This is a genomic window from Pararobbsia alpina (genome assembly GCF_965118125.1).
Classification (GTDB): domain Bacteria; phylum Pseudomonadota; class Gammaproteobacteria; order Burkholderiales; family Burkholderiaceae; genus Pararobbsia; species Pararobbsia alpina_A.
Window position 1 is genome coordinate 902,260 of the sequence record NZ_OZ221287.1, and the last position, 19,196, is coordinate 921,455.

At 62.7% G+C, this 19,196-nt stretch carries 14 protein-coding genes; 12 read left to right on the top strand and 2 right to left on the bottom strand.

What is annotated here, in order from left to right:
• The first annotated feature begins 58 nt into the window (after positions 1 to 58).
• The 7 genes from nudB to ACMFWR_RS03880 all read left to right on the top strand — a co-directional run bounded on the left by nudB (position 59) and on the right by ACMFWR_RS03880 (position 9,231).
• Positions 59 to 538, top strand: coding sequence for a dihydroneopterin triphosphate diphosphatase (gene nudB, locus ACMFWR_RS03850; RefSeq protein WP_413193705.1), 480 nt, complete (start codon positions 59 to 61; stop codon positions 536 to 538).
• Entirely contained in the window at positions 535 to 1,809 is a 1,275-nt protein-coding gene (clsB, locus tag ACMFWR_RS03855) for a cardiolipin synthase ClsB (protein WP_413193706.1), read from the top strand. The genes nudB and clsB overlap by 4 nt, the downstream gene beginning before the upstream one ends.
• A gap of 372 nt (positions 1,810 to 2,181) precedes the next feature.
• A complete protein-coding gene (locus tag ACMFWR_RS03860; RefSeq protein WP_413193707.1) occupies positions 2,182 to 2,781 on the top strand; it encodes a TetR/AcrR family transcriptional regulator in 600 nt (199 codons plus the stop codon).
• A 51-nt stretch (positions 2,782 to 2,832) separates the two neighbouring features.
• Positions 2,833 to 4,617 carry an acyl-CoA dehydrogenase C-terminal domain-containing protein gene (locus ACMFWR_RS03865; protein ID WP_413193708.1) on the top strand — a complete coding sequence of 595 codons (1,785 nt, stop codon included), beginning with the start codon at positions 2,833 to 2,835 and terminating at the stop codon, positions 4,615 to 4,617.
• A 29-nt stretch (positions 4,618 to 4,646) separates the two neighbouring features.
• Positions 4,647 to 7,079: a 3-hydroxyacyl-CoA dehydrogenase/enoyl-CoA hydratase family protein gene (locus ACMFWR_RS03870; RefSeq protein WP_413193709.1), complete on the top strand. Its 2,433-nt coding sequence runs from the start codon at positions 4,647 to 4,649 to the stop codon at positions 7,077 to 7,079.
• A 17-nt stretch (positions 7,080 to 7,096) separates the two neighbouring features.
• Positions 7,097 to 8,296, top strand: a complete 1,200-nt coding sequence (locus ACMFWR_RS03875) for an acetyl-CoA C-acyltransferase (protein ID WP_413193710.1) — start codon at positions 7,097 to 7,099, stop codon at positions 8,294 to 8,296.
• 146 nt (positions 8,297 to 8,442) lie between these two features.
• Entirely contained in the window at positions 8,443 to 9,231 is a 789-nt protein-coding gene (locus ACMFWR_RS03880) for an enoyl-CoA hydratase (RefSeq protein WP_413193711.1), read from the top strand.
• Between the two features lie 134 nt (positions 9,232 to 9,365).
• Here the strand turns inward: ACMFWR_RS03880 and fdhD are convergent, their stop codons facing one another.
• Positions 9,366 to 10,178, bottom strand: coding sequence for a formate dehydrogenase accessory sulfurtransferase FdhD (fdhD, locus tag ACMFWR_RS03885; protein WP_413193712.1), 813 nt, complete (start codon positions 10,176 to 10,178; stop codon positions 9,366 to 9,368).
• A gap of 71 nt (positions 10,179 to 10,249) precedes the next feature.
• On the opposite strand from fdhD, the gene ACMFWR_RS03890 reads away from it, so the two are divergent.
• Together ACMFWR_RS03890 and ACMFWR_RS03895 are read left to right on the top strand one after the other, a co-directional pair.
• Positions 10,250 to 10,723: a nitrate reductase associated protein gene (locus tag ACMFWR_RS03890; protein ID WP_413193713.1), complete on the top strand. Its 474-nt coding sequence runs from the start codon at positions 10,250 to 10,252 to the stop codon at positions 10,721 to 10,723.
• 238 nt (positions 10,724 to 10,961) lie between these two features.
• Entirely contained in the window at positions 10,962 to 14,051 is a 3,090-nt protein-coding gene (locus ACMFWR_RS03895) for an EAL domain-containing protein (protein ID WP_413193714.1), read from the top strand.
• A 94-nt stretch (positions 14,052 to 14,145) separates the two neighbouring features.
• Here ACMFWR_RS03895 and ACMFWR_RS03900 read toward each other — a convergent pair whose 3' ends face one another.
• Positions 14,146 to 14,547: an acyl-CoA thioesterase gene (locus ACMFWR_RS03900; protein ID WP_413193715.1), complete on the bottom strand. Its 402-nt coding sequence runs from the start codon at positions 14,545 to 14,547 to the stop codon at positions 14,146 to 14,148.
• Between the two features lie 167 nt (positions 14,548 to 14,714).
• Between ACMFWR_RS03900 and ACMFWR_RS03905 the strand changes: the two genes are divergently transcribed.
• The 3 genes from ACMFWR_RS03905 (at position 14,715) to ACMFWR_RS03915 (ending at position 19,158) form a co-directional block, all read left to right on the top strand.
• Entirely contained in the window at positions 14,715 to 16,706 is a 1,992-nt protein-coding gene (locus ACMFWR_RS03905; protein WP_413194772.1) for an ABCB family ABC transporter ATP-binding protein/permease, read from the top strand.
• Positions 16,707 to 16,713: 7 nt separating this feature from the next.
• Positions 16,714 to 17,661: a LysR substrate-binding domain-containing protein gene (locus ACMFWR_RS03910; protein ID WP_413193716.1), complete on the top strand. Its 948-nt coding sequence runs from the start codon at positions 16,714 to 16,716 to the stop codon at positions 17,659 to 17,661.
• 204 nt (positions 17,662 to 17,865) lie between these two features.
• Positions 17,866 to 19,158: a Glu/Leu/Phe/Val family dehydrogenase gene (locus ACMFWR_RS03915; protein WP_413193717.1), complete on the top strand. Its 1,293-nt coding sequence runs from the start codon at positions 17,866 to 17,868 to the stop codon at positions 19,156 to 19,158.
• Positions 19,159 to 19,196: the final 38 nt, after the last annotated feature.

Consider the following 19,196-nt stretch of genomic DNA (forward strand, 5'->3'; position numbering starts at 1 on the left):
CGTACGCCTGCTATCGTTACGGTGTTCACACTCCGGTCACCGACCCCTGGCACTTGCAATGCGGCCTTTCAAGATTCCCGAATCCGTTCTCGTCGTCATTCACACCGTCGAACTCGAGGTGTTATTGATCGAACGCGCCGACCGGCCGGGGTTCTGGCAATCGGTCACGGGCTCCAAGGACCGGATCGACGAGCCGCTCGCCGAAGTCGCCGCGCGCGAAGCGGCCGAGGAAACGGGCATCGTCGTCGGTGCGAGCGGTGCGACCGGCGTGCCTGAGCACGCGCTGGTCGACTGGCACCATACGATCGACTACGAAATCTATCCGGTCTGGCGCCACCGGTACGCGCCGGGCGTGGTCCGCAATACCGAGCACTGGTTCGGCCTCACGGTGCCCCGCGATATCGAAGTCACGCTTGCGCCGCGCGAACACACGGATTTCATATGGCTGCCCTATCGTGAGGCCGCCGAACGGTGCTTCTCGCGTTCCAACGCGGAAGCTGTTCTCCAACTGCCGCAACGCCTTCGGACCGCCGCATGACGACGGACGCGCCTATCCCGACGACCCGAGCCCAGGAATTCACGTCCGGCGACGCCGAGCCGGACAGTCCCGATGCGTTGCGCGTGTTTCCGCGAGCGCACGGGAGTGCGCGACTATCGTTCACGTCCGGCAATCAGGTACGGTTATTCCGTTCCGGCGACGAGTATTTCGAAGCGCTGGCTGAACGGATTCGCGCGGCGTCAAAGACGGTCGTCGTCGAGGTCTATATCTTCAGTGACGACGAGGCCGGCGCCAAAGTGTCCGCGGCCCTTGTCGAGGCCGCGCGTCGAGGTATCGCGGTGCGCGTGATCACCGACGGCATCGGCACTGAGCGCACGCTTCGGTTCTACGATGACTGGCGCGCCCATGGCGTGCGCTTTCGCATCTTCAATCCGCATCTGTTCGGCCGGTTCGGTTTCTCGCGCACTCATCGCAAGATTGCGTCGATCGACGGAGAAATCAGCTTCGTCGGTGGCATCAACATCGTCGACGATCTCGAGAACGAAGGGGTGCGGCTCGACGCGCCGCGCTGGGATTTTGCCGTCGAAGTCACGGGACCCGTCGCGAGCGAAGTCAATGCGGCGTTCGAAGTCCAATGGCGCCGTCTCGATCAGAATCCCGTTACGTCGGGACTTGAACGCACGCTGCAGTTCATGCGGCGCATCCCGTATGCGCCGGTCGAAACCTCGTCGCGTGGGCCGCAGGTCGCGTTCGTGGCGCGCGATAACCTGACCCGGCGTCGCACGATCGAGAAGGCGTATCTCCACGCGATCGGGCGTGCGCGGGAGGAGGTTGTTCTTGCGAATCCTTATTTCGTACCGGGGCGCAAATTGCGCCGCGCGCTGGTGTCCGCGGCTGAGCGCGGCGTGCGCGTCCGTTTATTGATCGGGCGCAAGGAATTCCCGATTCTCGACTATGCGGTGCCTTCGCTCTACGGCATGCTGATGCGTGCCGGGGCAGAGATCGCCGAGTACAACAAGACCTTGCTGCATGGGAAGGTTGCCGTGATCGACCGCAGCTGGGCCACGGTGGGGTCGTCGAACCTCGACGCGCTGAGCCTGGTGCTGAACCACGAGGCGAACGTCGTGATCGTCAACGATCCGATCGTGCCCGATCTGCATGCGGCCATCCTTTCCGCGTTCGACGATTCCCCCCGGATCGATCCGCAGCGCTACGCGTCGCGGCCTTTGCCGGTGCGGCTGTTGAACTGGTTCACCTATAACGGTTACCGCCTCGCGATGAAACTGTTGACGATCGGTGAATACGATTAGTCCAATCGTTCGAAATCGCGGCGATCATGGGGTTGACGGACCTTACGATCGCTTTAAACGCCGCGTCGCGCCTGGCTGCGCCGGCCGACGGACGCCCGGCGCGCACGCTCGCCCGGGCTGCGTCTGAAACGGTGCCGGATCACGAGGCCCGCGCCGCCCGGAGCAATCCGGGCGCCTTTCAAACCCCTTCCCTGCCGTCGCCCGCCACAAGCAGGCCGGCAAATGCCCGCGAGCCTTCTGCCACCTGCGTGAGGATCGCCTCGGTTAGATCACGGTTTCTAATAAAGTGCTTGTGACTCGGGCGGCCGAAGAACCACAATAGTACGGCCGTTCGTTTTTGTGCTTGACATGTTTGAACGGTAGAAAAAGATTATGCGAAAAGGCGAACAAACACGAGCTGCGATTCTGGACGCGGCGCTTGACCTGGCAAGCCGGGACGGTCTTGAGGGACTGACAATCGGCTTGCTGGCCGAGCGTATGCAGATGAGCAAGAGCGGCGTCTTCGCGCACTTCGGTTCGCGCGAGGACCTGCAGGTCGAGGTGGTCCGGGAGTATCACCGCCGCTTCGAGCAGGAGGTGTTCTACCCCGCGATTCGCGAGCCGCGCGGCATGCCGCGCCTGCGCGCGATGATGTGGCGGTGGATCGACAAGCGCGTTCAGGAAGTCACGACCGGCTGCATCTACATCAGCGGCGCGGTGGAATACGACGACCGCGCCGACAGTCCGGTCCGCGAACAACTCGTGCAGAGCGTAACGATCTGGCGTCAGGCGCTGTTGCGCGCGATTCGCCAGGCGATGGATGAAGGTCATCTGCGTCCCGACACGGATCCGCAGATGATGTTGCTGGAGTTGTACAGCCTGACACTCGGCCTGCATCACGATGGACGGTTTTTGAAACTGCCCGATGCGGTCGATCTCACGCGCAAGGCACTCGAGAAGCTGTTCGATTCGTATCAAAGCATCAAAGCGTGACGTGACCGCGGTTCAGCGCCGCGGCGTCGTTCGAATTTATTGGAGAGACTCATGGGTCAGTACGCCGCGCCGCTGCGCGATATGCAATTCGTCCTGCACGAACTGCTCAATGTCGAAGCCGAACTCAAGCAGATGCCCAAGCACGTGGACATCGACGCCGACACCGTCAATCAGGTGATCGAGGAAGCCGGCAAGTTCTGCGCGGACGTCGTGTTCCCGCTCAACCAGAGCGGCGACGAGGAAGGCTGCCATTGGGCCGACGGCGTCGTGACCACGCCCAAGGGTTTCAAGGAAGCCTACAAGCAGTACGTCGAAGCGGGCTGGCCCGCGCTCGCGTGCGACCCTGACTTCGGCGGCCAGGGCCTGCCGATCTTCATGAACAACGCGCTGTTCGAGATGCTGAACTCGTCGAACCAGGCGTGGACGATGTATCCGGGCCTGTCGCATGGCGCGTACGAAGCGCTGCATGCACACGGCACCGACGAGCAGAAGCGCGTGTATCTGGCCAAGCTCGTGTCCGGTGAATGGACCGGCACGATGTGTCTGACCGAACCGCATTGCGGCACCGATCTCGGCATGCTGCGCACGAAGGCCGAACCGCAGGCCGACGGTACTTACAAGATCACCGGCACGAAGATTTTCATTTCGAGCGGCGAACACGACCTCGCGGACAACATCGTCCACCTCGTGCTCGCGCGCCTGCCCGACGCACCGGCGGGCACCAAGGGCATTTCGCTGTTTGCCGTGCCGAAGTTCAACGTGGCCTCGGATGGCAGCATCGGCTCGCGCAACGGCATCAAGTGCGGCTCGATCGAGCACAAGATGGGCATTCACGGCAATTCGACGTGTGTGATGAATCTTGATGATGCGGTCGGCACGCTCGTCGGCGAGCCGAACAAGGGTCTCAACGCGATGTTCGTCATGATGAACGCCGCGCGTCTCGGCGTGGGCATGCAAGGCCTCGGCCTGACCGAAGTCGCGTATCAGAACTCGCTCGCCTACGCGAAGGACCGCCTGCAGATGCGTTCGCTGAGCGGTCCGAAGGCGCCGGAGAAGGCCGCCGACCCGATCATCGTCCACCCCGACGTGCGCCGCATGCTGCTCACGCAAAAGGCCTACGCCGAAGGCGGCCGCGCGTTCTCGTACTGGATCGCGCTGCAGATCGACCGCGAGCTGTCGCACGAAGACGAAAGCGTGCGCAAGGACGCGGCCGACCTCGTCGCGCTGCTCACGCCGATCATCAAGGCGTTTCTGACGGACAACGCATTCGAATCGACCAACCTGGGTCTTCAGGTATTTGGCGGTCACGGCTTCATCCGCGAATGGGGCATGGAGCAATACGTGCGCGATGCGCGGATCAACCAGATCTATGAAGGCACGAACACGATTCAGTCGCTCGACCTGCTGGGCCGCAAGGTGCTTGGCGACATGGGCGCGAAGATGAAGAAGTTCGGCAAGATCGTGCAGGACTTCGTCGAGCAGGAAGGCATCAAGTCGGAGATGCAGGAGTTCATCAATCCGCTCGCGGACATCGGCGAGAAGCTCCAGAAGCTGACGATGGAAATCGGCATGAAGGCCATGGCGAATCCCGACGAAGTCGGCGCCGCGGCGGTGCCGTACCTGCGTGTCGCGGGCCACGTCGTGTTCGCCTATTTCTGGGCCCGCATGGCGCGCATCGCGCTCGACAAGCAGGACAGCGGCGATACGTTCTACAAGGCCAAGCTGGCGACGGCGCGGTTCTACTTCGCCAAGCTGCTGCCTGAAACGGCTTACCAGATCCGCGCAGCGCGCGCGGGCGTCAAGCCGTTGATGGAACTCGAAGCCGAACTGTTCTGAACCGACTTCTCATTCCCGGAGACAACTCTGTGAGCAATCTGATCATTCGCAAGGTCGCCGTGCTGGGCGCCGGCGTGATGGGGGCGCAAATCGCTGCGCACCTCGTCAACGCGAAAGTGCCCGTGCTGCTGTTCGACCTGCCTGCGAAGGAAGGCCCGAAGAATGCGATCGCGCTCAAGGCGATCGAGAACCTCAAGAAGCTGAGCCCCGCGCCGTTCGGTGTGAAGGACGACGCGCAGTACATCGAGCCTGCGAACTACGACGACGATCTCGACAAGCTCAAGGAATGCGACCTGGTGATCGAGGCGATCGCCGAGCGCATGGACTGGAAGCACGACCTGTACAAGAAGGTCGCACCGGTGCTGGGCGCCAATGCGATTTTCGCGTCGAACACGTCGGGTCTGTCGATCACGGCCCTGTCCGAAGGCTTCGACGACACGCTGAAGGCGCGCTTCTGCGGCGTGCACTTCTTCAATCCGCCGCGCTACATGCATCTCGTCGAGCTGATCCCGACCGCGACGACGAAGCCCGAGATTCTCGACAACCTCGAAACGTTCCTCACGAGCGTCGTCGGCAAGGGCGTCGTGCGCGCCAAGGACACGCCGAACTTCATTGCAAACCGTGTCGGGATCTTCTCGATTCTCGCAGTCGTCACCGAAGCGGCCAAGTTCGGTCTCGGTTTCGACGTCGTCGACGACCTCACGGGTTCGCGCCTGGGTCGCGCGAAGTCGGCCACGTTCCGCACGGCGGACGTCGTCGGCCTCGATACGATGGCGCACGTGATCAAGACGATGCAGGACACGCTGCCCGACGATCCGTTCTACCCCGTCTACCAGACGCCGGCCGTGCTCAAGGCACTGGTCGAGAAGGGCGCGCTGGGCCAGAAGACGGGTGCCGGCTTCTACAAGAAGGAAGGCAAGGTCATCAAGGTGCTTGACGCCGCCAAGGGCGAATATGTCGAGTCGGGCGCGAAGGCGGACGAGCTCGTTGGCCGCATCCTCAAGCGCCCGGCCGCAGAGCGTCTGAAGCTCCTGCGCGAATCGGACAACCCGCAGGCACAGTTCCTGTGGTCGATTTTCCGTGACGTGTTCCACTACATCGCCGTGCATCTCGAGTCGATCGCCGACAACGCGCGCGACGTCGACCTCGCGATCCGCTGGGGCTTCGGCTGGAACGAAGGTCCGTTCGAAGGCTGGCAAGCCGCCGGCTGGAAGCAGGTCGCCGAGTGGGTCAAGGCCGATATCGACGCCGGCAAGGCGCTCGCGAACGCACCGCTGCCGGCATGGGTGTTCGAAGGCAAGGTCGCCGACAACAACGGCGTGCATGCCGAAGCCGGTTCGTATTCGCCGGCCGCGAAGAACTTCGTCGCACGCAGCTCGCTCGCCGTGTACGACCGTCAGGTGTTCCGCGCGCCGGTGCTCGGCGCCGGTGGCCCGGATCCGCTCAAGTACGGTAAAACCGTATTCGAAACCGACACAGTTCGTGCATGGACGGATGACAAGGCCGGCCAGGACGACATTCTGGTCGTCTCGTTCAAGAGCAAGATGAACACGATCGGACCGTCGGTCATCGACGGCATCGTGCAGGCGATCGACATCGCCGAGAAGTCGTTCAAGGGCGTCGTGATCTGGCAACCGACGTCTTTGAAGCTCGGCACGCCGGGTGGTCCGTTCTCGGCCGGCGCAAACCTCGAAGAAGCGATGCCCGCCTTCATGGCCGGCGGCGCGAAGGGTATCGAGCCGTTCGTCAAGAAGTTCCAGGACGGCATGATGCGCGTCAAGTATTCGGCGGTGCCGGTCGTTGCCGCGGTGTCGGGCCTCGCGCTCGGCGGCGGTTGCGAACTCGCGCTGCATAGCGCGAAGCGTGTCGCCCATATCGAAAGCTATTTCGGCCTCGTCGAAATCGGTGTCGGCCTCGTGCCGGCCGGTGGCGGCCTGAAGGAAGCCGCGCTGCGCGCAGCAGAAGCCGCGACGGCAGCGGAAAGCGTCAACTATCTGCAATTCGTCACGAAGTCGTTCACGAATGCCGCGACCGCGAAGGTGTCGACCTCAGCACTCGAGGCGCGCCAGATGGGCTACCTGAAGCCGTCGGACACGATCATCTTCAACGTGTTCGAACTGCTCCACACGGCACGCGGCGAAGCGCGTGCGCTGGCCGAGGCTGGCTATCGTGCGCCGCTGCGTGCGCGTGCGGTGCCTGTCGCGGGACGCTCGGGTGTCGCCACGATCAAGGCGCAACTCGTGAACATGCGCGACGGCCGTTTCATCTCGGCGCACGACTACCTCATCGCGGGCAAGATCGCCGAGGCGGTGTGCGGCGGTGACCTCGAAGCCGGCAGTCTCGTCGACGAAGAGTGGCTGCTCAAGCTCGAGCGTAAGGCATTCGTCGAACTGCTCGGCACGGCCAAGACACAGGAACGCATCATGGGCCTGTTGCAGACCGGCAAGCCGGTTCGCAACTAAGCGCAAAGGAGCACGAAATGAGCAAACAACTGCAAGACGCCTATATCGTCGCAGCAAGCCGCACACCGATCGGCAAGGCGCCGCGTGGCGCGTTCCGCAACACGCGTCCCGATGAACTGCTGGTTCATGCGCTGAAGTCGGCGTTCGGCCAGGTGCCGGGTCTCGACACGAGCCTCGTTGAAGACGCGATCATCGGCTGCGCGATTCCTGAGGGTGAGCAAGGCCTGAATGTCGCGCGCCTTGGCGTGCTGCTGGCAGGCCTGCCGAATACGATCGGCGGCGTCACGGTCAACCGCTTCTGCGCATCGGGCGTCACGGCGCTGGCCATGGCCGCTGACCGCATTCGCGTCGGCGAGTCGGACGTGATGATCGCGGGCGGCGTCGAATCGATGAGCATGGTGCCGATGATGGGCAACAAGCCGTCGATGTCGCCGACCATCTTCGAACGCGACGAGAACGTCGGCATCGCCTATGGCATGGGCATGACCGCGGAAAAGGTCGCCGAGCAATGGAAGATCAGCCGCGACGCGCAGGACCAGTTCTCGTACGAGTCGCATCAGAAGGCACTGGCGGCGCAGGCCGCCGGTGAGTTCAACGACGAGATCTCGCCGTTCACGGTGCGCGAGCACACGCCGGATCTGTCGACGGGTGAAGTGAAGATTCGCGAGCGCGAGATCAAGCTCGACGAAGGTCCGCGTGCGGATACGTCGATCGAAGGTCTGGGCAAGCTCAAGACCGTGTTCGCGAACAAGGGTTCGGTGACGGCCGGCAACAGCTCGCAAACGTCCGATGGCGCAGGCGCGCTGATCGTCGTGTCCGAGAAGATCCTCAAGCAATTCAACCTGACGCCGCTCGCCCGCTTTGTGAGCTTTGCAGTGCGCGGCGTGCCGCCCGAGATCATGGGTATTGGCCCGAAGGTCGCGATCCCGGCTGCGCTGAAGGCGGCGGGGCTCAAGCAGGACGATCTCGACTGGATCGAACTCAACGAAGCGTTTGCCGCACAATCGCTCGCGGTGATCCAGGATCTCGGCCTCGATCGTTCGAAGGTCAATCGCATGGGCGGCGCGATCGCACTCGGTCACCCGCTCGGCGCGACCGGTGCAATCCGCGCTGCCACTGTCGTGCATGCGCTGCGTCGTCACAACCTCAAGTACGGCATGGTGACGATGTGCGTCGGTACGGGGATGGGCGCCGCCGGCATTATCGAGCGCGTCTGAGGCGGAACCTGAACGCGATATCGCAGTGCGGGCATGGCAAGCACTGACAAACGGCCTGCCTCATGCAGGCCGTTTTTTCTTGGACACGAAGCAGGCTTGAAGCAAAGACGGCCGGCGAGCATGGCCTGACATCACAGGAGACGGAGATGGATACGAGCGTCGAGAATCAAACCGATATCGTCGTGAGCCGCGAAGACGGCGTGCTGACGATTGCCTTCAATCGTGTCGCGAAGAAAAACGCGATCACCGTCGCGATGTACCAGGCGATGGCGGACGGGCTTGCCGAAGCGGCGGCCGACACGTCGATTCGCGTTGTGCTGATTCGTGGTGATGCGCAGATATTCAGCGCGGGCAACGATCTCGCCGATTTTGCGCGGAACCCGCCGCGTGGCGACGACCCGCCGGTCTTCCAGTTTTTACGGGGCATGGCGAAGGCAAGCAAGCCGATCGTCGCCGCGGTGTCGGGGGCTGCCGTCGGCATCGGTACGACGATGCTGCTGCATTGCGACCTCGTCTATGCCGGTGCCAACGCGCGATTCTCACTGCCTTTCACGCAACTGGGCCTGTGCCCCGAAGCAGCGTCGAGCCTGTTGTTGCCGCAGCTCGCCGGATATCAGCGTGCCGCCGAGAAGCTGCTGCTGGGCGAGGCCTTCGATGCGAATGAAGCGCTGGCCATGGGGCTCGTGAGCCGCGTGCTGCCGGCCGAAGAAGTCAATGCCTTTGCGTTGGCCCAGGCCAAGAAGCTTGCTGCGCTGCCGTCGGCATCGCTGCGTGTGACGAAGGCGTTGATGAAGGATGCGAATCGCTCCGCGGTGCTCGCACGAATGGACGAGGAGGGCGCGCAGTTCGGCAAGATGCTTGGGGCGCCCGAGGCGCGCGAAGCGTTTGCCGCCTTTATGGAAAAACGCGCGCCGAATTTCGCGCAGTTCAACTAAGGCGACAACGAAGGCAGCGTGCAAGACGCTGCGACGCGAGCGCTCGGGACGCAGCTTGAACCGAGCGTTCGCGACGGACGCCTGAGGCGGAAGCGTAAGGCGGACGCCTGAGGCAGAAGCGCGAACGAAGCTTCTCAGGCCGGCGCGTACTCGACGAACCCGTCGCCGCGCGCAAAGGCGACGAGACGGATGCCGGCCTGTTTTGCGATGTTGATCGCCAGCGACGTGGGTGCCGAGATCGTCGCGATCATCGGCACATCGACGCGCGCAGCCTTACGGATCAATTCGTAGCTCGCGCGGCTCGACAGAAACACGAATCCGTCCTGCGTCGACTGACGAGCAAACGCTATTTTCCCGATCAGCTTGTCGAGAGCGTTGTGGCGCCCCACGTCTTCGCAGACGTGCAGGATCTCTCCGTTCGCATCGCACCATGCCGCCGCGTGCACGCCACCGGTGAGCTTCTGCAGCACCTGACGATCGGGAAGGCCCGCCGCGGCGCGTGCCACGGCTTGCGGATCGAGCGTTGACAGAAAGGTCCCTGAAGCGATCCGGTCGGCCTCGAGGTCGAGCAACTCGATGCTCTCGATTCCGCATACGCCGCAGCCCGAGCGCCCGGCGAGACTCCTCCGCTTGACCTTGAGCTCGCCGAACGCCTGCTGCACCAGCGTGACCTCGACTTCGGCACTGCCGTCATGCCAGACGATCTCGATGTCGACGACATCGCTGCGACGCTCGACGATCCCCTCGGTTAGCACGAAGCCGAGTGCGAACGCTTCGAGATCCGCTGGCGAGCACATCATCACTGCATGCGAAATGCCGTTGCAGACGATCGCCACGGGCCACTCCTGGGCGATACGGTCCGTCGTCGCCGTGGCATGTTGCCCGCGGTGGCGGACCACTGGCACGGTCGCGGTGGTGTGGGTCTCAGTGTCGAGGGAATCGTTCATACGGTGCTGTCCGGTGCGTTACGCGTGCCACAATGCTCGTGTTTCCATGACCTCGATTCTAGGCGCCGATCATGACTTTCGCTTCCAGCCCCTATCTGTTCTCCTTCGAGCGAGCTCATTCTGATCCCCTGGCGTTTATCCCGCTCGGCGTGCGGTTTTACCTCGATCTCTGCGGGATGCGGCTCACGCTGGCGCAGTGGCAGGCATTGCCCGAGCCCCGTCGCGCGCAGCTCGCGAGTCTGGAGCCCGAATTCGACGCTGCGAAGTCGTCGGCATTCGAGTCGCTGCTGACGGCGGCGATCCTGGACGTCGCCGGCGGAGCCATTGAGCGGCAGGCGCCCGAAGGCGTCGGTGAACTGGCCCCCGGAGATGTGCCCGAGTCCGTCATCTCCCAGGCTGCCCAACATGGCGTCGACGCGCTTTCGCTGAAGGCCTGGTCGGGATTGAGCGTCGGACAGCGTTACGCTCTCACCAAACTCGCGCGAAAGGCCCGGCGTAGCGACGACTTCGCGGCCGCCATGACCGAGTTCGGCATCAAGGGCTGAAATCGCCACTTGAAATGCCGCAAATCCCACGACGAAAACGAACTGTGTTCGTTTCGCTCACAAATTGAACATGTTTAGGATATCCACCCTGGAATCCCGCACTTGAACCATCTGTTTGCCGCCTTTTTGTCCAGCGGACGCTCATGATTTTCTAAAAACTGCCGTTAGCCGGTGGATAGGTTGTTATCTACAAGCAACTCAATCTGCGCCGGCGAGTCCCTGCGGCGAAAACGGGGATATGAGCTCCTTCTTTTCCAAACGACTACTGATCACGCTGGCCGTCGTCTGTGCGGCCGTCGGCGCGAACGGGTTTATCGCCTACACCCAGATCCTCGGCCAGTCGGAAGCCGACACCTGGATGGCGCGGTCGCTTCAGATGAAGGAGGACCTCGAGGCCTACCTGCGCGGCTTGTATGACGAGCGATCGCTCTACGAATCGGCCTCGCAGCATCACAGTGTGCCGGCGCTGCCCGACGTCGCACGCGTGACGGCAGCCCAGCATGTGATCCTCGATCGCATGCGCCATACCGTCGCGGGTGATCGCGAACAGGCCGTGGCGCTCGACAAGCTCGAACACATCGTCGAACGATGGCGCGCCGATCTGTCGCGCGCGGCCATGGAAGTCGACGGCATGCGCGACGACCCTGCGCTCGCTGAAGATCGCCGCGATGTCAGCGATGCGCTCGCCGTCCTGCGTGTGCACGAAGACCGCGCGCTCGCGGCCCGCCTTGCCCAATCGGCACGCCGCACGCGCATTGCAACGATTACCGTGCTGATCGCGACCCTGGCCGGTATCGGCCTGCTGGTCTATGCGTTCCTGATGCGCGACCGTGCCGCACGTGAGCGCGTACGCGCCGCGCATGCCGCACGCCAGAGCGACGCGCGCTTTCGCGAATTGTTCGACGCCCACCCCGTCACGATGTGGATCTGCGATTCGTCGACGCTCGAGGTGCTGGCGGTCAACTCAATGGCAGTCCGGCAGCTTGGCTACACGGAGACCGAGCTGCGCAGGATGACGCTGCATGATCTGAGTCCCGAGAACGAGAAACAGCGTCTCGCGCGCTTTATTTCCCGTCATGCGCCGAGCCGGCTCGACGAAGGCCGTACGCGCGGCGGCATCTGGCATTACCTGCGCCGCGACGGGTCGCTGTTCAGCGCCGACATCACGTTCTATCCGCTGACGTTCGATGGCCGTCTTGCGACCGCCGTGCTCGCGGAAGACCTGACTGCGCAGCTGAGCACCGAAGCGGCACTCACGCAGTCGAACCAGATGCTCGAGAGCATCATCGACAATATTCCGCAGCGGATTTACTGGAAGGACCTCGATTCGCGCTTCCTCGGCGGCAACTCGGCGTTCGCGCGCGATGCGGGCATGGCGTATCCGGAGCAACTGGTCGGTCGAGGCGATGCGGATCTGCCGTGGGAGTGCGACGTCGAAGCTCAGCGCAAGCGCGACCTCGATGTCCTTACGACCGGTGTGCCGCAGCTCAACTACGAAGACGAGATCGTCATCAACGGCCAGCGCCACGCGATCGTCGCCAATGTGTTGCCGCTCAAGGATGCGAACGGCGAGACCATTGGCGTGCTCGGTTCCTATACCGATGTGACGGACCGCAAGCGTACCGATCAGGCACTGCGGATCCAGAGTCGCGCGGTCGATGCGAGCGTCAACGCGATCCTGATTACGTCGCATGTCGACGGTCAGAACCTCATCGAATATGTGAACCCCGCGTTTCGCCGCATCACGGGCTATGAGACGCATGAAGTCATCGGCAAGGACTGCCGCTTCCTGCAGCGCGACGACAACAATCAGGAAGGCCTGGTCGCACTGCGTTCGTCGATGCGCGCGAATCGCGAAGTCAGCGCCGTGCTGCGCAACTATCGCAAGGACGGCGCGCTGTTCTGGAATCAGCTGTATATCGCACCGGTGCCGGATGCGGACGGCACGATCACCCACCACGTCGGCGTGATCAACGACGTAACGGAGCTGATCCGGTATCAGGAGCAGCTCGAATATCAGGCGAACTACGACGCACTGACGCATCTGCCGAACCGCAATCTGCTGCGCGATCGGCTCAGTCAGGCGCTTAATCGCGCCCAGCGCGGCTCAGGGCGAGTGGCCGTCGTGTTCCTCGACCTCGATGGCTTCAAGAACGTCAACGACAGCCTGGGTCACAGCGTCGGCGACAAGCTGCTGACCGTGATCGCCGGACGTCTTGCGGGATGTGTACGCGCCAGCGATACGGTTGCACGACACGGTGGTGACGAGTTCGTCGTGGTGTTGACCGATCCGGAAGACGAACGCGCGCTCAACACATGGGCCGAACGCGTGCGCCACGCGATCAACGAAGCCGTGTGGGTCGACGGTCATGAGTTCTACGTGGGCTGCAGCCTCGGCGCGAGCATGTTCCCGCAAGATGGCGACGACGCCGAGACGCTGCTCAAGAAGGCCGACCTCGCGATGTACCGCGCGAAGGATCTCGGCCGCAATCGCTTCCAGTTCTACCAGCCGGAAATGAACGAGAGCGTCGGCACGCGACTGAACCTCGAACGCCGCCTGCGCCGTGCGCTGCGCGATCAGGAATTCGTGCTGCACTATCAGCCGCAGATCGATATCGCCACGAGCCGCATCGTCGGTCTCGAAGCGCTCGTTCGCTGGCAGGATCCCGATGCCGGCCTGATCATGCCGTCGGAATTCATTCCGGTCGCCGAAGAGAGCGGCCTGATCGAAGCGATCGGCGAATGGGTGCTGCGCGAAGCATGCCGTCAGAACAAGGCCTGGCAAGACGAAGGTTTGCCGCCCGCACGCGTGTCGGTCAATCTGTCGGCGCGGCAATTTCATCGCACCGATATCCGGCAGGTCGTCATGTCGGTACTCGAAGAGACCGGGCTCGCACCCGAGTATCTCGAGATCGAATTGACCGAAAGCGTGATCATGACCAACGCCGAGGAAGCCGCGGCGATGCTCAATTCGTTGCACGACCTCGGTATCAACCTCGCGATCGACGACTTCGGTACGGGCTATTCGAGCCTGTCGTATCTGAAGCGTTTCCCGGTCGACCGGCTCAAGATCGATCGCTCGTTTGTCAGCGATATCGGTGTGTCGAACGACGACGAGACCATCATCACCGCGATCATCACGCTAGCGCACTCGCTGAATCTGCAGGTTATTGCGGAAGGCGTCGAAACCGCATCGCAACTGCGATTCCTGCTTGCACGCGGGTGCAATGAAATCCAGGGCTACCTGTTCAGCGAGCCCGTCGAAAATACGTCAATCCCCGAGTTGCTCGAGGCGGACGGCGAAGTCGAAGAAGCGCTCGTCGAATAAAAGTGCGTTGCTGAAGCAGGGGTGGTTCGTCGCCGCAAAAAAACGCCGCTTTCAAGCGGCGTTTTTATTTCAGATCGCACACTACAGCACAAGCTCAGGGCAGCGCCGGCAGCTCGCGCGGGCGACGGTCCGTGCCCGTCGCCACGTAGGTCAGGGTTGCTTCGGTGACCTTGACGACTTCGTCGGCCAGGCGCATGCGCTGGGCGAACACGACGACTTCAACGGTGATCGACGTGCGGCCGGTCTTGACGATTTTCGTATAGAAGCTCAGCAAATCGCCGACGAACACGGGTTCGCGAAACACGAACGAATTGACCGCCACCGTGACGACGCGGCCGTTCGCACGCCGGCTCGCCGGAATCGAGCCGGCGATGTCGACCTGCGACATGATCCAGCCACCGAACACGTCGCCATGGACATTCGAATCGTGCGGCTGCGGCACCACGCGCAAGGCCGGTTCCTGATTGTTGGGGAGCTGGGTCGGAAGGGCGTCCATCGGTGTCTTCTGAGTGAAAAAGGCGGGTACGGGAACAGCGGATCGCGGCCGCGCGCTTCGACGCGCGCAAGGACCGGTTCTGCGACAATGACGGCACCCGCAATTGTACGGGACGCCGTGTCATGTTGCACTGCACACTACGTGTCTCGTTTTCACTCAAGTTCTTCATGCGTCGCGTTGCTGCCTCCTCCGAACCCGGCCCCCTTCCGACTCCGGGTGCACCCCGCAACGACTGGCAAACGATCCGGTCGCTGTTGCCTTACCTTGCTGACTATCGCGCCCGCGTCGCGCTGGCGCTGTCCTGTCTGATCGGCGCCAAGCTCGCCAACCTCGGCGTGCCGGTGGTCATGAAGTCGATCATCGATCACCTGTCGGTGTCGCAGCACCTCACCGATCTCGCGCGAGCCCAGCAACAGCCCGGCCTCGTGCTGTTGGGCGGGCTCGGCATGCTCGTGGTCGCATACGCACTCGTACGGTTGTCGACATCGGCGCTGACCGAATTGCGCGAACTGCTGTTTGCCAAAGTCACGCAAAGCGCGGCACGCAAGATCGCCCTGCGCGTGTTCGAGCATCTTCACGCGTTGTCGCTACGGTTTCACCTCGAGCGCCAGACCGGCGGCATGTCGCGTGACATCGAACGCGGCACGCGCGGCATTCAATCGCTGATCTCGTATTCGCTCTACAACATTCTGCCGACGATCGTCGAAGTCACGCTCGTCCTGTGTTTCTTTGTGTTTCGCTATGAGCCGTATTACGCGATTGTCACCCTGATCGCACTGGCTTCGTATGTCGTATTCACGATCAAGGTGACGGAATGGCGCACGCATTTCCGGCGCACCATGAACGAGCTCGATTCGAAAGCGAATGCGCGTGCGATTGATTCACTGATCAATTACGAAACCGTCAAATACTTCGGCAATGAAACGTATGAAGCCGAGCGATATGACGTCAATCTGCAGCACTATCGGCGCGCGGCAATCAAATCGCAGCAATCGCTGTCGATGCTGAACTTCGGTCAGCAATCGATCATTGCCCTGTGCATGGTGCTGATTCTCTGGCACGCGGTTGCCGGGGTCATGGCGCACAAGCTCACGCTCGGCGATCTCGTGCTGATCAACACGTTCATGCTGCAGCTCTATATCCCGCTGAATTTTCTTGGGGCGGTGTATCGGGATCTCAAGCAAAGCCTCACGGATATGGATCGCATGTTCGGGCTGATCCACGTCGCGCAGGAAGTGGCCGACCTGCCCGGCGCACCGGCGCTTGCTGTCGCAGGAGGCACGGTCCGCTTCGATCATGTCGAATTTGCCTACGAGCCCACGCGCCGCATTCTCGAAGATCTGAGCTTCACCATCGAAGCCGGCACGACGACGGCCGTGGTCGGTCACAGCGGCTCGGGTAAATCGACGCTGTCGCGGCTGCTGTTCCGTTTTTACGATCTCGATCGCAAGAGCGGCGGGCGCATTACGATCGACGGGCAGGATATCCGCGACGTCTCACAGGCGTCGCTGCGCGCGGCCATCGGTATCGTGCCGCAGGACACGGTGCTGTTTAACGACACGATCTACTACAACATCGCGTACGGGCGTCCTTCGGCGACACGCGACGAAGTGATCGCCGCCGCGCGTGCAGCGCATATCCACACGTTTATCGAGAGCCTTCCGGCGCAATACGAGACCACCGTCGGCGAGCGGGGTCTTAAATTGTCAGGGGGCGAGAAGCAGCGTGTCGCGATCGCGCGAACCTTGCTCAAGAACCCGTCGATCCTGATTTTTGATGAGGCAACGTCGGCGCTCGATTCGAGATCGGAGCGCGCGATTCAGCATGAACTCGGACTGATCGCGCAAAACCGCACGACGCTGATGATTGCGCATCGATTGTCGACGATCGTTCATGCGGAGCAGATTCTCGTGATGGATCACGGCCGCATCGTCGAGCGGGGCACGCACGAAGTCTTGCTCGCCGCGGGTGGCCTGTATGCGCAGATGTGGGCGCTTCAGCAACGTGCGGCGGCCGCGACCGAGCAGGCTGCCGTGGCCAGAGAGGCAGCCGGCGAAGCGACGGGAGAGGCGACCGGCGCAGGCCTGTCTGCGGATGGCCCCACGCCTGCACCGAATGCCGGAGCCCGCGAGGCGCTCGCTGTCCCGGCGAGCCGGTGAGGGCGCCATGGAACTGAAATGGCTCGAGGACTTCGTCTCGCTCGCTGAAACGCGGAGCTTCAGCCGCTCCGCCGCGTTGCGGCATGTCACACAGCCTGCCTTTTCGCGACGCATTCAGGCGCTTGAAGCGTGGGTCGGCACCGAGCTGATCGACCGGTCGTCGTTTCCGACGCGGCTGACGCAAAGCGGCGAAGTCTTTCACGCGCAAGCATTGACGATCCTGACGCAAGCGCATGAGGCGCGCGCGTTATTGCGGAGCCAGGAGGGCACACCGGCCGCAACGATCGAATTCGCGGTGCCGCATACACTCGCGCTGACGTTTTTTCCGCAATGGCTGTCGGATGTCGAGCGCAAGATCGGCCGGCTGCGCACGCGTCTGCGCGCGCTCAATGTGCACGACGCCGTGCTGATGCTCGTCGAAGGCGGTGTCGATCTTGTGATGGGCTATCACCATCCGGGTCAGCCGCGGCCGCTTGATCCGGCACGGTATGAATCGGTCGTCATCGGGTCGGAACGCGTCGCGCCGTTCTCCGCTGCGCATGCGGACGGATCTCCGATCTTCAGCCTGCCGGGCAGCGCCGGCGAACCGACGCCTTATCTCTCTTATACGCCCAACGCGTACCTCGGCCGCATGACTCAGATCCTTCTGAGCAAAGCGCCGGCGCCGATCTATCTCGACAAGGTCTACGAGACGGATATGGCCGAAGGGCTTAAGGCGATGGCGCTCGCCGGCCACGGCGTCGCCTTCCTGCCGCATAGCGCTGCTGCCGACGCGGTGACGTCCGGCAGGCTCGTACCGCTCGACTCAAGAGGCGAACTCTCGTTGACGATGGAGATCCGTCTGTATCGCGACAAGCTCGCCGTGCCTGCCGACGAAAGCCGGCGCGCGCTGGTTGGCACGCTCTGGCGGCAAGTGGCAACATCGCAGGCGGAACCTCATGCCGAACCGACATAGCGATATGTAGAAACGGCATTGGCCTTGGCAGGCCGGGGTTCTCACAATGCGGTCAGTCGCCGGAACGACGTTTGCGGCAATGCAGCGCACCCCGTGCCCGCTGCACTGATGCAGGCGCCGGACTCCTCCGACGGTTTAAGCGAGCAGCAGGCCACGCAGCGCAGCGATTCGCGTGCGGCCTGTTCCGATATCCCGGAGAACCGAATGTCCACCGAACAACAACACGCGTTGCCGTCCTACCTGCGAGCCGAAGAACTGGGCCCGTGGGGCATCTACCTCCAGCAAGTCGATCGGGTGACCCCGTACCTCGAGAGTCACCTTCAACGGTGGGTCGAGACGTTGAAGCGTCCGAAGCGCATTCTCGTCGTCGACGTCCCGATTCATCTCGACGACGGCACCGTGCGCCACTTCGAAGGCTATCGCGTTCAGCACAACACTTCGCGCGGTCCCGGCAAGGGCGGCCTGCGCTATCACCAGGATGTGACGCTGTCGGAAGTCATGGCGCTTTCCGCGTGGATGTCGATCAAGAACGCGGCCGTCAATGTGCCGTACGGCGGTGCCAAGGGCGGCATCCGGGTCGATCCGCGCACCTTGTCTCGCAGCGAACTCGAGCGCATGACACGGCGTTATACGAGCGAGATCAACGTCATCATCGGACCGAACAGCGATATCCCGGCTCCGGACGTCAACACCAATGACCAGGTGATGGCGTGGATGATGGACACGTATTCGATGAACCTCGGGCACTCGGCCACGGGCGTGGTGACGGGCAAGCCGGTCTCGCTCGGCGGCAGCCTGGGTCGACGTGAAGCCACGGGGCGCGGCGTCTACGTGGTCGCGTGTGAAGCGGCCCGCCAGACCGGTCTCGAAGTCGAAGGCGCGCGAATCGCGGTGCAGGGCTTCGGCAATGTGGGCGGCACGGCAGCGCATTTGTTTGTCGAAGGCGGTGCAAGGGTCGTGACGGTGCAGGACCATACGGGCACGATCATGAATCTCGGTGGTATCGACGTCGCGGCTCTGAGCAAGCACGTCGCGGAATTCGGTGGCGTCGGCGGTTTTCAGGGGGCAGAGAAGATTGCCGATGAAGACTTCTGGTCGATCGAAACGGAGTTCCTGATCCCGGCCGCACTCGAAGGGCAGATCACCGCGAAGAATGCGCCGAAGATCAAGACGAAGATCGTGGTCGAAGGCGCAAACGGTCCGACGACACCTGAGGCCGACGACATCCTGCGCGCGAACAACATTCTCGTGATTCCCGATGTGGTCGCGAATGCGGGCGGCGTGACCGTGTCGTACTTCGAATGGGTTCAGGACTTCTCGAGTTTCTTCTGGACTGAAGACGAGATCAACGAGCGGCTCGAGCGTGTGATGCGTGAAGCCTTCTCGGCGGTCTGGCTCGTGTCGCAGGAAAAGAAGGTATCGGTGCGCACGGCGGCGTTTATCGTCGCGTGTACCCGGATCCTGACCGCGCGCGACGTGCGCGGGCTGTATCCCTGATCGTCGTTGCGCTGGGTAGTGGACACGTGTCGTGTCCG